Annotated in this window: 16 protein-coding genes; 10 read left to right on the top strand and 6 right to left on the bottom strand. The window is 47.5% G+C overall.

From position 1 onward, the window contains the following. Positions 1–363: 363 nt before the first annotated feature. Both elbB and ACXAFQ_RS04605 read left to right on the top strand, forming a co-directional pair. Positions 364–1,017 carry an isoprenoid biosynthesis glyoxalase ElbB gene (gene elbB, locus ACXAFQ_RS04610; protein WP_474818445.1) on the top strand — a complete coding sequence of 218 codons (654 nt, stop codon included), beginning with the start codon at positions 364–366 and terminating at the stop codon, positions 1,015–1,017. A 120-nt stretch (positions 1,018–1,137) separates the two neighbouring features. After that, the gene (locus ACXAFQ_RS04605) at positions 1,138–2,589 is read left to right on the top strand and encodes a TrkH family potassium uptake protein (protein WP_474818443.1); all 1,452 of its coding nucleotides are present in this window, start codon (positions 1,138–1,140) and stop codon (positions 2,587–2,589) included. Positions 2,590–2,620: 31 nt separating this feature from the next. Here ACXAFQ_RS04605 and trkA read toward each other — a convergent pair whose 3' ends face one another. From trkA to def, 4 genes are read right to left on the bottom strand one after another with little or no spacing between them, the layout of a single operon-like run. Then, positions 2,621–4,000 (bottom strand): Trk system potassium transporter TrkA, encoded by a 1,380-nt coding sequence (gene trkA, locus ACXAFQ_RS04600; protein ID WP_070124308.1) that lies wholly within the window; start codon positions 3,998–4,000, stop codon positions 2,621–2,623. 26 nt (positions 4,001–4,026) lie between these two features. Continuing rightward, complete coding sequence (gene rsmB / locus ACXAFQ_RS04595) at positions 4,027–5,343, bottom strand: 16S rRNA (cytosine(967)-C(5))-methyltransferase RsmB (RefSeq protein ID WP_474818442.1); 1,317 nt, start codon at positions 5,341–5,343, stop codon at positions 4,027–4,029. A gap of 3 nt (positions 5,344–5,346) precedes the next feature. Next, positions 5,347–6,300, bottom strand: a complete 954-nt coding sequence (gene fmt / locus ACXAFQ_RS04590) for a methionyl-tRNA formyltransferase (protein WP_474818440.1) — start codon at positions 6,298–6,300, stop codon at positions 5,347–5,349. Between the two features lie 8 nt (positions 6,301–6,308). Then, positions 6,309–6,821: a peptide deformylase gene (def, locus tag ACXAFQ_RS04585; protein WP_474818437.1), complete on the bottom strand. Its 513-nt coding sequence runs from the start codon at positions 6,819–6,821 to the stop codon at positions 6,309–6,311. 266 nt (positions 6,822–7,087) lie between these two features. Between def and ACXAFQ_RS04580 the strand changes: the two genes are divergently transcribed. The 7 genes from ACXAFQ_RS04580 to ACXAFQ_RS04550 all read left to right on the top strand — a co-directional run bounded on the left by ACXAFQ_RS04580 (position 7,088) and on the right by ACXAFQ_RS04550 (position 12,742). Then, complete coding sequence (locus ACXAFQ_RS04580) at positions 7,088–8,173, top strand: LysM peptidoglycan-binding domain-containing protein (RefSeq protein WP_474818436.1); 1,086 nt, start codon at positions 7,088–7,090, stop codon at positions 8,171–8,173. 34 nt (positions 8,174–8,207) lie between these two features. After that, positions 8,208–9,338 (top strand): DNA-processing protein DprA, encoded by a 1,131-nt coding sequence (gene dprA, locus ACXAFQ_RS04575; protein ID WP_474818434.1) that lies wholly within the window; start codon positions 8,208–8,210, stop codon positions 9,336–9,338. A 3-nt stretch (positions 9,339–9,341) separates the two neighbouring features. Further along, complete coding sequence (locus ACXAFQ_RS04570; RefSeq protein WP_070124301.1) at positions 9,342–9,818, top strand: DUF494 family protein; 477 nt, start codon at positions 9,342–9,344, stop codon at positions 9,816–9,818. Positions 9,819–9,842: 24 nt separating this feature from the next. After that, positions 9,843–10,397 carry a DNA topoisomerase family protein gene (locus ACXAFQ_RS04565; RefSeq protein WP_474818433.1) on the top strand — a complete coding sequence of 185 codons (555 nt, stop codon included), beginning with the start codon at positions 9,843–9,845 and terminating at the stop codon, positions 10,395–10,397. Next, positions 10,394–10,951: an L-threonylcarbamoyladenylate synthase type 1 TsaC gene (tsaC, locus tag ACXAFQ_RS04560; RefSeq protein ID WP_474818431.1), complete on the top strand. Its 558-nt coding sequence runs from the start codon at positions 10,394–10,396 to the stop codon at positions 10,949–10,951. The genes ACXAFQ_RS04565 and tsaC overlap by 4 nt, the downstream gene beginning before the upstream one ends. An 11-nt stretch (positions 10,952–10,962) precedes the next feature. After that, positions 10,963–11,877, top strand: a complete 915-nt coding sequence (gene hemF, locus ACXAFQ_RS04555; protein WP_474819238.1) for an oxygen-dependent coproporphyrinogen oxidase — start codon at positions 10,963–10,965, stop codon at positions 11,875–11,877. A 187-nt stretch (positions 11,878–12,064) separates the two neighbouring features. After that, positions 12,065–12,742, top strand: coding sequence for an OmpW family outer membrane protein (locus ACXAFQ_RS04550; RefSeq protein ID WP_474818430.1), 678 nt, complete (start codon positions 12,065–12,067; stop codon positions 12,740–12,742). Positions 12,743–12,809: 67 nt separating this feature from the next. Here the strand turns inward: ACXAFQ_RS04550 and ACXAFQ_RS04545 are convergent, their stop codons facing one another. Beyond that, positions 12,810–13,238 carry a group II truncated hemoglobin gene (locus tag ACXAFQ_RS04545; protein WP_474818429.1) on the bottom strand — a complete coding sequence of 143 codons (429 nt, stop codon included), beginning with the start codon at positions 13,236–13,238 and terminating at the stop codon, positions 12,810–12,812. Between ACXAFQ_RS04545 and aroE the strand changes: the two genes are divergently transcribed. Beyond that, positions 13,237–14,043 carry a shikimate dehydrogenase gene (gene aroE, locus ACXAFQ_RS04540; RefSeq protein WP_474818428.1) on the top strand — a complete coding sequence of 269 codons (807 nt, stop codon included), beginning with the start codon at positions 13,237–13,239 and terminating at the stop codon, positions 14,041–14,043. The two genes, ACXAFQ_RS04545 and aroE, sit on opposite strands and share 2 nt — an antisense overlap. A 12-nt stretch (positions 14,044–14,055) precedes the next feature. On the opposite strand, the gene ACXAFQ_RS04535 is transcribed toward aroE, so the two are convergent. Continuing rightward, positions 14,056–14,589, bottom strand: coding sequence for a gamma carbonic anhydrase family protein (locus tag ACXAFQ_RS04535; protein WP_474818427.1), 534 nt, complete (start codon positions 14,587–14,589; stop codon positions 14,056–14,058). Positions 14,590–14,886 lie beyond the last annotated feature (297 nt).

Here is a 14,886-nt window from a genome sequence, read left to right as displayed (position 1 = left end):
AAAGCCATATTAGCCGTATTGAGCAATATTCGGATCGCTTGTGGATAACTTTGTGATCAAATCTAAGAATAACGGGATCGTTAATGTAGATCTAAAACGGCGTCAAATTCCGTAGATCTGAGTATATAAGGTGTTGCAGGAAACCGAAGAGGCATCATCCTTGTGATAAATTCTTCCCTGATAATGTGGATAACTTGGTGTATTGAGATTTATGGTTTAACCAAGTTCGGCAGTTAATGTAGCATAACGGTAACAATCAGTGACAGCTGAGATTGATACTTTTTGTATAGTATTTGTTGTTTTTTTAATCATAAAAGGCATAACGCCTGATCTATCTGGCCTGCAGAGATGGGAGAGTATTCAGTGAAAAAAGTAGCAGTGATTCTAAGTGGAAGTGGCGTGTTTGATGGAGCTGAAATTCACGAAGCGGTTATTACCTTATTAGCAATTCGTGAAAACGGGGCACAATATCAATGCTTCGCGCCGGATGTGGCGCAAATGCATGTAGTGAATCATCTTACAGGCGAAGTTGCTGAAGGCGAGTCGCGCAATGTGCTGGTTGAATCTGCCCGCATCGCTCGCGGGGAAATTAAACCTGTTACCGCGTGCAAGCCCGACGACTTTGACGCCATTATGTTACCGGGCGGTTTCGGAGCAGCGAAGAACTTATGCTCCTTTGCGGTAGACGGGCCTGAATGTTCAGTTAACAATGATGTCATGGCCGTCTGCAAAGCATTTGCAGAAGCCGCCAAGCCAGCGGGCTACGCCTGTATTGCACCAGCCCTTGCTGCAGCGGTCTATAAAGATCAACGTAAAGTCACCATCGGCAACGACGAGGGAGCGGCGGCAGGTATTAATGCGTTGGGTGCTTCACATGTTGATTGCGCCGTTGATGCCATCGTTATTGATACCGAAGCAAAACTTGTCACCACACCTGCTTACATGCTTGCAGGTGACATTTTGGAGGCCAAGGCCGGTATCGATAAAATGGTGAAAACCGTACTGGCGATGAACTAATCGTAGTCGGTTAAGGCGAATGGGCTTTCCCTTTCGCCTGAGTCACCGCATAATGACAAGATTGGGGTGATAACAATGCAGTTACTGCATTAGAAGAAATATAAAAAGGCACAGCGAAATATGCACTACCGTGCAATCGTAAGGATTCTGGGATTACTGGTTGCGCTGTTTAGCGTCACAATGATACCGCCTGCACTGATATCATTGGTTTTTGAAGACGGCAGTGGTTTGCCTTTCATTATTGCCTTCCTGATGTGTGTCGCCACCGGCACAGTAATGTGGTACCCAAACCGTTACCATCGTAAAGAACTCCGGGCGAAAGAGGGGTTTCTCATCGTCGTACTGTTCTGGACAGTACTGGCCAGCTTCGGTGCCATCCCGTTTATTTTGCTCGAACAGCCGAGCATGACGGTCACAGATGCTTTTTTCGAGTCCTTCTCTGGGCTCACCACCACCGGGGCCACTGTTATCGAAGGGATTGAATTCCTTCCTCATTCAATTCAATTTTATCGTCAGCAACTGCAGTGGCTAGGCGGCATGGGTATCATTGTACTGGCCGTTGCGATTCTGCCTATTCTTGGCGTAGGGGGTATGCAGCTATACAGAGCGGAGACCCCCGGTCCTGTGAAAGATTCAAAAATGACGCCTCGTATTGCCGATACGGCAAAGCACCTTTGGTATATCTATTTGTCGCTGACAATCGCTTGTACCGGTGCTTACATGATTGCCGGTATGGACTGGTTTGATGCGGTTTGCCACTCCTTTGCCACGGTGGCTATTGGCGGGTTTTCGACGCATGATGCGAGTCTTGGCTACTTTGACAGTCCGATGGTTAATGCGGTTTGCTCCATCTTCCTGCTTATCGCGGCACTTAACTTTTCATTACACTACGCGGCTGCCAGCTCTCGATCGATAAAGGGCTACCTGCGGGATCCAGAATTTAAAGCTTTCCTTTGCATTCAGTTTGCGTTGATCATGATTTGCTTCCTGGTGCTCACGCTATCGGGTTATTACGGTTCTGCAGAAGAAGCCCTCGATCAGGCAATGATTCAAGCGGTGTCTATTAGTACTACCGCGGGATTCGCTACCACAGACTTCTCATCCTGGCCGGCCTTCTTGCCAATATTGTTAATCTTTTCCAGTTTTATCGGCGGCTGTGCGTCGTCTACCGGTGGTGGGCTAAAAGTGGTGCGTGTCTTACTGCTATTTCTACAGGGAAAGCGGGAAGTCGATAGGCTTATTCACCCTAAAGCGGTGTATTCCGTTAAGCTGGGTGAGCGGGCAATGCCTGATCGCGTTGTAGAAGCGGTATGGGGGTTCTTCTCGGCTTATGCCATCGTGTTTGTGGTGATCATGATTGGTATGATTGCTACCGGGCTGGACAATATTTCAGCCTTTACGGCAACAGCGGCAACGCTGAATAACTTAGGCCCTGGTCTTGGCAGTGTTGCTGGCACTTATTCTGAAGTCACCGATGCAGGTAAATGGCTGTTGGTGCTGGCCATGCTGTTTGGTCGTTTGGAGGTGTTTTCACTTTTAGTGCTATTCTCGCCCACATTCTGGCGAAGCTGATCCTGCTTCGCCTTCATCTGTAAGTTATCAATTAGCCAAAGAAGAAAGCGCTAGGCTGGAACAGTTTTTCCACGTCGGTGATGTATTTCTTGTCTACCAGAAACAGAATCACATGGTCATTGGCTTCAATTTTGGTGTCGCTGTGAGCGATAATTACCGTGTCTTCACGAACAATTGCGCCGATGGTTGTGCCGGGCGGTAGTTTGATACTACCAATTTCGCGTCCGACCACCTTAGACGTATTCTCATCGCCGTGGGCTATCGCCTCGATGGCTTCGGCGGCCCCTCTACGTAAAGAATATACATTTACAATGTCACCGCGACGGATGTGCGTCAGCAGTGCAGAAATCGTTGCCTGTTGTGGTGAAAAGGCGATATCAATCTCGCCGCCCTGAACCAGATCAACATACGCGCTGCGCTGAATTAGCACCATCGCTTTTTGCGCGCCCATTCGCTTGGCCAGCATCGCAGACATGATATTCGCTTCATCGTCGTTGGTAACCGCTATGAAGGCATCTACCTGATCGATACTTTCTTCATTCAGTAGCTCAGGATCAGAAGCATCACCACAGAACACGATGGTTTTATCCAGGTTCGCAGAAAGATACTGCGCGCGCTCAGGACTAAATTCAATAAGTTTAACGTTGTGCTTATGCTCAAGACGTTTTGCCAAGCCCGCGCCAATCAAGCCACCACCGGCTATCATGATACGCTTATAACTGGATTCCAGCTTCTGCAACTCGCTCATTACGGCGCGAATATGCTTTGTAGCCGCAATGAAGAACACTTCATCGTCGGCTTCTATAACCGTTGTTCCTAGAGGGCGGATAGGGCGACCACGTCGGTAAATAGCGGCTACCCGGGTTTCCACATTAGGCATGTGCTCTTTTAATGTTGAAAGTGCATGACCTACGAGCAAACCTCCATAATAGGCTTTTACCGCAACAAGACTGGCTTTGCCTTCGGCAAATTCGACAACTTGCAGTGCGCCAGGGTAATCAATTAGGCGTTTAATCGCCGTGGTAACCAATTGCTCTGGCGCAATAATATGATCGACAGGAATATTCTGCTCTTTATACAGTTGTTCCTGATAAATAATGTATTGCTCGCTACGCACGCGAGCAATTTTGGTTGGGGTCTTGAACAGGCTGTAAGCGACCTGACAAGCCAACATGTTGCTTTCATCGCTGTTGGTTACAGCAATAAGCATGTCTGCGTCTTCGGCACCGGCTTTTTTAAGAATATCTGGGTGAGAACCCACGCCTTCAACGACCTGAAGATCGAGCCTGTCTTGTAGCGCTCGTAAGATGGTCGGGTCTGAATCAATAACGGTTATCTCGTTCTTTTCACCAACCAGGTTTTCTGCCAGCGTACCACCGACCTGTCCTGCGCCAAGAATGATGATTTTCATTGATTTATTTCAGACTCTTTATCTTATTAGTGAGAAGACTTTATCAGTCTCGCGTAGTAGAAACCATCCATTTGTTGCTCGCCAGGTAAAATCTGGCGACCAGGTTTTTCGGTGGAGTCGGTTTCAGTAAGCGAAGACAATTCTGCATCTTCAGTGCGCGCTAAAAACGCGGCAACTTGCTGATGATTTTCTTCAGGCAGTATGGAGCAGGTGGCATAAAGCAGTGTGCCGCCGGGTTTAAGCAATGACCATATGACATCCATAATTTCCGACTGCAGTGCGCCGAGTGCTGCAATATCAGTGGATTTACGTAACCAGCGTATATCTGGATGACGACGAATTACTCCGGTTGCAGAGCAGGGGGCATCAAGCAAAATACGATCGAATAGTTGGCCATCCCACCATTGATCCGGTCTAAGCGCATCACCTGTTTTTATTTCTGGTTTGTGCTGTAGGCGAGTCATGTTTTCTTTAACCCGCTCTAAACGAATGGCATCGCTATCGATGGCGAGGCAAGAGCCAACGGCAGGCTGGATCTCAAAAATATGTCCGGTTTTTCCACCGGGCGCCGCACAGCAATCCAAAACTCGGTCGTTTGGCTGTGGTGCCAAATATTGCGCTGCCAATTGAGCCGCCCCGTCTTGCACGGCGAACCAACCTTTCTCATAGCCAGGAAGGGCGGTAATATCCTGGCGCTTAACCAGTATCACTGCCTGCGGGTGTTGTTCTGACAGCGAAAACGCAATGTCTTGTTGTGTTAATGCTGCACAAAACGTTTCACGTGAAACCTGGCAGGTATTCACTCGAAGCCAGATAGGCGCTTGAGCATTGGTTTGTTCAACAACCGATTCGTAGTGATCAGGGTAGGCCGTAACAACACGTTTATAGAACCACTTGGGCAATCCACTGGCGATGATAGGATCTTCTACGGGTTGTGTTGCCAGCGCCTGTCGCTCGAAATTACGTAGGATGGCATTCACTAAACCTTTTAGTTGCATGCCGCCAAGATAAGAAGCAGCGTTGACGGTTTCACTGACAGCGGCATGTGACGACACACGACTAAATGCAATCTGATACAGCCCAAGCAAAATCAGATGTTCAAGCACCTTCTTATTGCCTTTTAACGGTTTATCCAGCAGCTGACGTAACCAAGTTTGCAATAAAGGCAACTGGCGCATCACTCCCAGCGACATTTCTTGAATCCACGCGTTATCTTTCCCCTGATATCGACGCTGTACTTTTGCTAAGCATTCACGACTGGATTTACCATTTTCGAGGATCTGATAAATAACCCACGCGGTATCGGCGCGCAGGTTTTTCTGACGGGGTAAGGGGATTGTCATAACTTAATTGCCGCCGATGGGCTTGCCGGTTTCGAACCACTGAGGGCGAGCATTAAGAACATCTGCCGCCGGTAGGGCTTTTTTACCCGGAATTTGTAATTGATTGATTTGCAGATCTTTACTGCCGGTGGCAACCACAATACCGTGCTTATCCGCTTTGACTACGGTGCCAGGCGTTTGTGTTGACGTTGCTTCGCTAACCGATGCAGACCATACCTTCACGTTGTCGCTTCCTAACTGCATCCATGCAACCGGCCAGGGATTAAACGCACGAATATTCCGCTCAATCTGTTCCGCCGTTGCCTGCCAGTCAATAAGCGCTTCTTCTTTGCTTAGTTTCTTAGCATGGGTGGCTTCGTCGTCATTTTGCTTTTCTGCAGCGCCAAGGTAACGCTCAAGATCATTAAGTACGTCTACCAAAGCAACCGGACCTAACTCAGCCAATTTATTGTACAAAGTGGCACTGGTGTCTGAAGCTTCAATCGGGAGTTTAGCAATATGCAGCATATCGCCGGTATCCAAACCCACATCCATTTGCATGATGGTAACGCCGGCTTCGTCATCGCCTGCCCAAATAGAACGTTGGATAGGTGCAGCACCTCGCCATTTGGGCAAAATAGAACCGTGAACGTTGATGCAACCATAGCGCGGCATATCGAGTACGGCTTTAGGTAGCAGTAAACCGTACGCCACAACTACCATTACATCGGCATTCAATGCAGCCAGTTCTGCCTGCGCTTCTTCATTTTTAAGCGATGCCGGTTGGAAAACCGGAATTTGGCTTTCTTCCGCTAGCACTTTTACCGGGCTGGGAGTGAGCTTTTTCCCACGTCCTGCCGGGCGATCGGGTTGCGTATAGGCGGCAATAACTTCGTGCTCTGTTTTTAACAAAGAACATAAGTGATCGGCAGCAAATTCAGGCGTACCTGCAAAGATAATTCGTAGTGGTGAAGTCACAGCGTACCTTATGCTTCTTTCGCAGCCAGTCGGGCTTCTTTCTCAAGCTTTTTACGAATACGCTGACGCTTGAGAGGAGAGAGGTAATCAATAAACAGCTTACCTTTCAGGTGATCGAGTTCGTGCTGAATACAAATAGCCAACAGGCCATCAGCTTCAAGCTCAAATTCTTTGCCGTCGGCATCGAGGGCCTTAACGGTAACACGCTCGGCGCGATCCACCTTGGCGTAATTGCCCGGTACCGATAAGCAGCCTTCTTCACTGATCGTGGAACCGTCTTTTTCGGTGATAACCGGATTAATGAAAACCCGAGGCGTGTCCTGATCTTCAGACACATCCATCACCACCACCTGAACATGACGATCTACCTGCGTTGCTGCCAGGCCAATGCCTTTCTCGTCGCGCATGGTTTCGAACATGTCCGAAACAAGTTGTTTGATTTCATCATTAACTGACTTTACCGGCTTCGCTACAGTGCGTAACCGTTCGTCGGGAAAACTTAAAACGTCTAATATTGCCATCTGTCGTTCTACTTCGCTTGCGTGTATGAATTTATATACGATCCAATAGCCAGCGCTATTTACACATTCGTTTAAGTTACTATTCTATCGTATAACGGGTTCAGCCGTGCATTTTTTTGTTTCCTGATGCATTGGCGCTATGCTTTAGTCCTAGAGGCCTGCTTCAATCAAAGCTAAGTAATAAGGCGTTTCGGACTGTAAAAATACGTTACACCGCCGATATAGAGGCAATGACGAAAATTTCAACAGGAGTGGCTGGTGCCAGCATGAAAACAGGATTCATAAAGAAGCGTTTAACCACTGCCGCAGTCTTGCTAGGTATGCTTGTCGGTTGTTTGTCGGGGTTGGCCCAGGCGGTGACGTTAAAAGAAGGTGCACCACAAACCTATACCGTAAAACGTCACGACACGTTGTGGGACATTGCGAGTCTTTTTCTGGATAAGCCTTGGCTGTGGCCAGAGTTATGGCGCAACAACACGCAAATCATAAACCCTCATCTTATTTACCCCGGCGACGTGCTGGTTATCCGAATTGTTGACGGGCAGCCTGTACTTGTTGTACAGCGGGAGAAGAAACATTTAACCCTCGGGCCATCACTGAGAAAGCAGAATAAACCAGATCCTATCGGCATGTTGCCCTGGACCGCGATTGCGCCTTACATCAATCAGAACGAATTGCTGGATGAAGAGGTGTACGAAAAGCTGCCTCACATTTTAGGTAACCAAACGGGTGATATCCGTTTCGTGACAGATGATATCGTGATTAGTCGCAGCTACGGCCGATCTTCCGATCAGTATCGCGTGCTGAGAAGACAATCTACTATTGAAAACCTGAATGGCGATATCCTCGGCATCCAGGTTTATCACGTCGCCGATGCCGATATGATTGACGACACGGTACCGTTTCAATGGCTCGTTAAGGTATCTAAATCTAATTTTGAAGCCCGCCGCGGTGACCGCCTATACGATGGCGAGTTTACCGGTAAACAAGATCTCATGCTTCAGGCAGCGAAGCCTGAACAGCGAGGGTTCGTGGTGGGTAACCTGCATCAGCATGAATTGCTTGGAAAAGATGATGTAGTCATCGTCGACTTGGGCGCAGAACAGGTTCAGCCTGGCACAGTCATGGGGCTTTATGCACAAGGGCCAGACATCATTGATGGTGAATCCCCCAAATATGCCGGCGAAAATAATGCGCTTTACAGCGTGTTTAACGATGGCAGTACGGTGCATCAGCCAGGCATAAAAATTGGCGAAATTGTTATCTTCAAAACCTTTGAAAAAGCGAGTTACGGTATTATTACCCGCGCAAGGGAGCTGGTGAAAACCGGCGCGATTGTCGCCAACCCTTAACTAAATAGCCATGCCGTAACCAAGGAGTTACGGCATGCACTTTTCCTCCCATTATTCATCCCTCGCTGCATGGCTTGCCATGGCCACCGTTCCTAAAATGTCGCCGCAAAAGTGGCACCGCATGCTTTCTGCATACTCACTGAGCGCAGAGGACATCATGTTTAATCAGCAAGTGTTATCGTCTGACGCTATTCCTGAGCCTGTAAGAACAGCATTGGCTACCCTACGTCTACATATCGATGTAAAGGCGGTAAATCAGGCTATTAACTGGCTTGAGCAAAGTGAGCAGCACCATATTCTTACCTGTGAGCATGCGCACTGGCCAACCGGATTCTCGTTGTTGTCATCGCCCCCGTTGGTACTTTTTGCTGTTGGCAACGTATCAAGATTATCTGATATACAAATCGCCGTTGTTGGTAGCCGACGAGCAACGTTCTCTGGACTACAGCACGCTGAGATGTTTGCTACACAGTTAGCGCAGGCTGGTATCACTATCACCAGTGGCTTAGCCACCGGTATCGACAGTGCGGCGCATAAGGGGGCAATGCCATTTGAAGGCAGAACTATCGCCTTTTTGGGGACAGGTGCTGACATCATCTATCCCCGGCGTAACCATAGTCTTGCCAGGCACATTGTCGAAGGGGGAGGTCTGATTGCCTCTGAGTTTTTCCCCGGTACACCGGCGAAACGATTTCATTTCCCTCGGCGAAACCGCCTGATTGCGTCTGTATCGGCAGGAACATTGGTTGTAGAAGCGTCGTTGAAAAGTGGCACCTTGATAACTGCGAATTTGGCCGCAAATATGGGGCGTGATGTGTTCGCAGTGCCAGGTAATATCAGCAACTCGCAAACAAGTGGGTGTCATGCACTTATTCAGCAAGGTGCTAAACTGGTTATATCGGCTGAACACATTATTGAAGAATTGAGTCCGCAAGCCAGTACTGCGCATGGTCTGCCCGAAACATCGCAGCAAAAAAGTAAAGAACAAAACTTGGCAACCGATAAATTATTAGATAGTGTGGAGTTAGATGTTACTGGCGTTGACATCATAGCCGAACGTAGCGCTCTGCCTATATCAGTAGTAATGGCAACATTATTAGAATATGAGCTGCGTGGTCTCGTAGCCGCTGTTCCTGGTGGTTACGTCAAATTGAGGGGGAAATAAACCATGTTCGACATCCTCATGTATCTGTTTGAGAATTTCATTCATAGCGAAACGGAAATCCGCGTCGATCAGGACGAACTGACAGATGAGTTAATACGCGCTGGTTTTCATCACGATGAGATCTACAAAGCGTTGGCCTGGTTAGAAAAACTCGCCGCATTGCAAGAGACGGATATTAAACCGTATTTTTGTAAAGGGATCTCATCTGGCGTGAGCCGCATTTATACGCAAGAAGAGCAAATGCGTCTTGATGTTGAGTGTCAGGGCTTCCTGCTGTTTTTAGAGCAGGTTGGTGTGCTTGACGCGTCAACGCGTGAGATGGTGATAGACAGAGTAATGGAAATCGATTCTCCTGAATTCTGCCTTGAAGATCTTAAGTGGGTAGTATTGATGGTGTTATTCAATGTACCCGGTAAAGAAAATGCGTACGCCCAAATGGAAGATCTTTTGTTTGAGGAATCAGACGGTACGCTACATTAAGTAGGAGCGTTTCCGACATTCTTTATGTCAAAAATTGATCATTCCCTTTTTAGTGCTCACGAGCATGCGCTTGAGCACGCCTTTGGCGACTGCCCGGAATGTGGCAGTCGTATGCAACTTCGCAACAGCAAAAACGGCCCGTTTCTTGGCTGTACTGCCTATCCTGATTGCCATTTCAGTAAACCTCTACACGATCAGCAAACTACAACGCTAAAAGAAATTGCCGGCTCGGCCTGTCCAGAATGTGGAAATGTGATGGCTATTAAGAAAGGGCGATATGGTATGTTTATCGGCTGCACCAATTTCCCTGAGTGTCATCATATCGAGCCGATCAAGCAACAGGAAGATACACAGGTTTTATGTCCACAATGTAAAACCGGGCATATCATCGAACGCACAAATAAATATGGGAAGCGGTTTTACGCCTGTAATCATTATCCCAAATGTCGATATGTGGTAAATTTCCCGCCTGTGTCGGGTAGCTGCCCAGAATGTGGATGGGAATTGCTTATCGATAAGAAAGGAACACTCTGCTGCCCTCAACCATTATGTGACTATCAGGCTGAGTCCAAAGAATGAGCGAACAACAAAACGATACGCTGAAAGGTGCGTTCGAAAAGGGGGTATTAATTGTCTACCCTACAGAAGCAGTAATGGGGATTGGCTGCGACCCTGATAACGAAATGGCAGTACATAAGCTGCTACAGCTAAAACAGCGTCCAATTGAAAAAGGCATGATCCTGATCGCAGATTCGTATTCAAGATTACTGCCATTTGTTAATGATAATGCCGTGCCGCCTCATCGCAGAGCAGAAATCTTCTCCTCCTGGCCGGGTCACAACACCTGGTTACTACCCAAATCGAAAACCGCGCCTCGTTGGATAACGGGCGAACACGAAAAAATTGCCGTTCGCGTTACTGATCACCCGGTGGTTAAAGCGCTCTGTGAGCGCTTGGGGAAGCCGTTGGTATCTACCAGCGCCAATCCTTCCGGCGAGCCGCCTGCGCAAGATCAACAGCAAGCGCGCGCTTATTTTGCTGATAGCGTTATTTATATCGATGGCGAAACCGGCGCTAAAACCCGTCCCAGTACGATTCGTGACTGCGAAACCGGGCAGATAATCAGAGACTAGATATGCAAACCATGAACATTGAGGATACGGCTGACGCCATCGCTCGAGTAAAAGCTTTTTTACTCTCTCTACAAGATAATATTTGCCAGACCCTGGAATTGGCTGACGGAAAAGGTTCTTTTGAAGAAGACACCTGGGAGAGAGAGCAGGGCGGTGGTGGCCGTTCTAGAGTAATGAAGAATGGCTGCGTAATCGAGCAGGGCGGTGTTAATTTCAGCCATGTGTTTGGTGATGCTATGCCAGCTTCCGCCACAGCATCACGTCCAGAGTTAGCTGGCCGAAGCTTTCAGGCTATGGGCGTGTCATTGGTGATCCATCCACACAACCCCTACATTCCAACATCCCACGCTAATGTGCGCTTCTTTATTGCAGAGAAAGAAGGCGAAGCGCCGATTTGGTGGTTTGGTGGCGGATACGACCTCACGCCTTTTTATCCATTTAAGGAAGATGCACAGCACTGGCACGATACGGCCAAAAAGTGTTGCGCGCCATACGGCGATGAAGTTTATCCGAATTATAAAAAATGGTGCGACGATTACTTCTATCTGAAACATCGCAATGAAACCCGTGGTGTCGGCGGTTTGTTCTTTGATGACTTAAATGAATGGGGCTTCGAAAAAAGCTTCGCATTTATGCAGTCTGTAGGGAATAGTTACCTCGATGCTTATGTGCCTATTGTAGAGCGTCGTAAAGGTCAGTCTTTTGGCGAGCGGGAACGTCAGTTTCAACTTTATCGCCGTGGTCGTTATGTCGAGTTCAACCTGGTGTATGACCGAGGCACGCTGTTTGGTTTGCAAACCGGCGGCCGTACTGAATCCATTCTTATGTCGATGCCGCCGCTGGCTCGTTGGGAGTATGGTTTTGAACCAGCCCCTGGCAGTCCTGAAGACAAGCTCTCAAGCTGGCTTAAACCCACCGATTGGTAATGATTCACTCCACTGGTTCTCAGTGAATTCGCTTTCTCTTTAAAAGCACTATGACTCGTTGATGTTGATTCAGATCAACCTCAACGGGCACATTCTCAAACAGATTTTTTCTGTTGATCTAGAACAACATTCTGATTTTCCCGAGGCGTACAGTACGCACATCAACGTTAATACACGAGAGAAAATCATGAAAAGAACTACCCTTGCAGCACTTATTCTGACTGCTCTTACTGCTCCTGCCATGGCTTATGAAGCCGGTGATATCATTGTTCGCGCGGGTGTAACTACGGTTGCGCCAAATGACGATTCTAGCAATGTTAACGTAAACGCGCTAGGCGGCAATGTTGGTATGGGGGTTGGTGTCGATAACGATACTCAGCTTGGTTTAAACCTGGTTTACATGCTGGATTCAAACTGGGGCGTAGAAATTTTGGCTGCAACGCCGTTTACCCATGATGTTGAACTGACTGGTACCGAAGATAATGCTCTCGGTTTAGGTGACGGTAAACTTGCTGAAGTTACGCATCTACCTCCAACGATTAGTGCTGTTTACTTCTTTGATACCAACTCAGCTTTTATTCCTTACATTGGTGCGGGTTTAAACTACACGTTTATCTATGATGAAGACTTTACAGGCGATCGTGAGGGGCAAACCTTTTCTGACCTAGATCTCGACAATTCATTTGGTTGGTCTGCGCAGGTAGGCTTCGACTATAAAATTGATGAAAAATGGCTGATTAATGCCTCTGCCCGCTATATCGCTATTGACACTACTGCCGACTTCACTGTTGCTAGTGTAGCTGGCAGCGTAGACGTTGACATTGACCCTTGGGTTTACACCGTATCAGTGGGCTACGTTTTCTAATAACTCGCTTTTGCTTTCCATGCGTTTTTCGCACTTGCCTTTTGCCCTCTTGAATTGGAGGGCTTTTTTATTCCTCGCGGTTAATCATGTGCTCAGCTAACTGATCCAGTGCGTCGAGTAGCTTCTCAGCAATAGCCATATTGTCTAACGTTTGTAGCATGGCTTTTCGCATGCAGTACATCCACTGACGTTTAAGGGTTGGTGTCACCGGGAAGCCTAGGTGACGCGCGCGCAAACGTGGGTGGCCAAACTGTTTTTCAAATTCATTTGGCCCGCCCAGCCACATCGTTAAATATAGAAAAAATACATGGCGAATTTTATCTAGTGGCTGCGGATGGATAGCGAGAAGCTCCTCAGCAATAGGATCTTGCTCCATGATGTCATAGAATCGGTTAGCAATTAATCTGACTGTTTCCTCTCCGCCAATCGCCTCATAAGGTGTGGCAGGGGATCCTGTATTCTTCTTTGATTTATTTAACAAGCTAAAAATGCCCATGAAAAAGTTCGCTGTATTCGGAAATCCAATTTCTCATAGTTTATCACCGGCCATCCACCATATGTTTGCAGAATTAACCGGTGAAGATATTCATTATGACAAAATTGAGGCACCAGTAGATGGCTTTGAGCAAGCTGTCGACGCATTCTTCGCAGATGAACTGGCGGTGGGCTGTAATGTTACGGTTCCCTTTAAGGAAAAGGCGTTTGTGCTAAGTGAAGCAAACTGTAATCCGGAAGCGAAAACTGCTAAGGCAGTAAATACTCTTCATCGTGAGGGGAATGCACTATTTGGTTATACAACCGACGGCATGGGGCTGGTGGCGGATTTACTGAATGCTACAGAGTTAAAAGGTAAGCGTATTTTGTTAATTGGCGCTGGTGGGGCAGCCCGTGGTGTGGTGCAGCCAATCCTCAGAGCAGAGCCTGAATTACTGATGATGACAAACCGTACCTTGTCTAAAGCAGAAGCAATTGTTTCGGATATTCAACTGGATGGATTCTGCGCCGTGAGCGTTAAGGATGCAGAGACTAACCAGCCGGATATTATTATTAACTGTACGTCGGCTAGTCTGACCGGTGAGCTTCCTGTTGTGACCGAAGGCTTGTTCGATCACTGTGAGCTTGCCTATGACATGGTATACAGCGCTAATCCCACTTCATTTATGCAATATGCACAGGAGAAAGGCGCGCGTAATGCGAAAGACGGATTTGGTATGCTGGTGGAACAGGCTGCAGCGGCATTCACTATATGGACAGGAAAGACACCGGAGACCGCCGGTGTCATTGAGAAACTGAGACCTTAGATTTGCACCTATTCAGTCCTGCGCCAGATACTCATCTTTAAGGCGCACATAGTTATCCGCTGATATTTTGAGAAACGCTTGTTCACTTTCTTTGAGCGGGCGTTTCTTCACCATTGGGTTGCCTACATATAAATAACCACTCTCAAGTCGTTTATTTGGAGGCACTAATGTGCCAGCGCCAATAAACACATCATCTTCTACAACCGCACCGTCCATGACTATCGCGCCCATACCCACAAGGATACGATTACCAAGGGTGCAGCCATGTAGCATGCATTTATGCCCAACAGTGACATCATCACCAATAATCAGAGGATTGCCCTCAGGGTTGCCGGATGACTTACGGGTAACATGGAGAACAGAACCATCCTGAATATTCGTTCTGACACCTACTTTTATGTAGTTAACATCGCCACGGGCTGCAACAAGGGGCCAGACACTGGAATCCACACCGATAGTTATGTCGCCAACCAATACACTCGATTCATCTACATAGCAGCGTTCTGCAATAGAAGGGGAGATAGAATTGTATTCTCTAACAGGCATTATAAAGCTCTCTTAAATAGTAATAACGCTACTATACGCCTCTGATCGCTCGCTTTATAGGCGCGAAAGTACAAGATTTAAGCGAACGAACGAAATGTTTCAGTTTTTTGAAAATAACCATTGATCTATTAACTGAACCCCCTATAATGCGCCCCACTTCGACGGGGAACGTCACTGACAGACACCGCGAAGAGCTTGCAGGATAAGGCTTTCAAGCAAATTCGGTAAGCAGTTTTTAGAAGCAACATTTTGAAATTAAATTAAAAAAATGATTGACACTAAAAACGAAGCGCGTAG

It is taken from the genome of Alteromonas sp. ABH2_165, from assembly GCF_056159945.1.
This window is presented reverse-complemented; position numbering and strand designations above follow the sequence as displayed.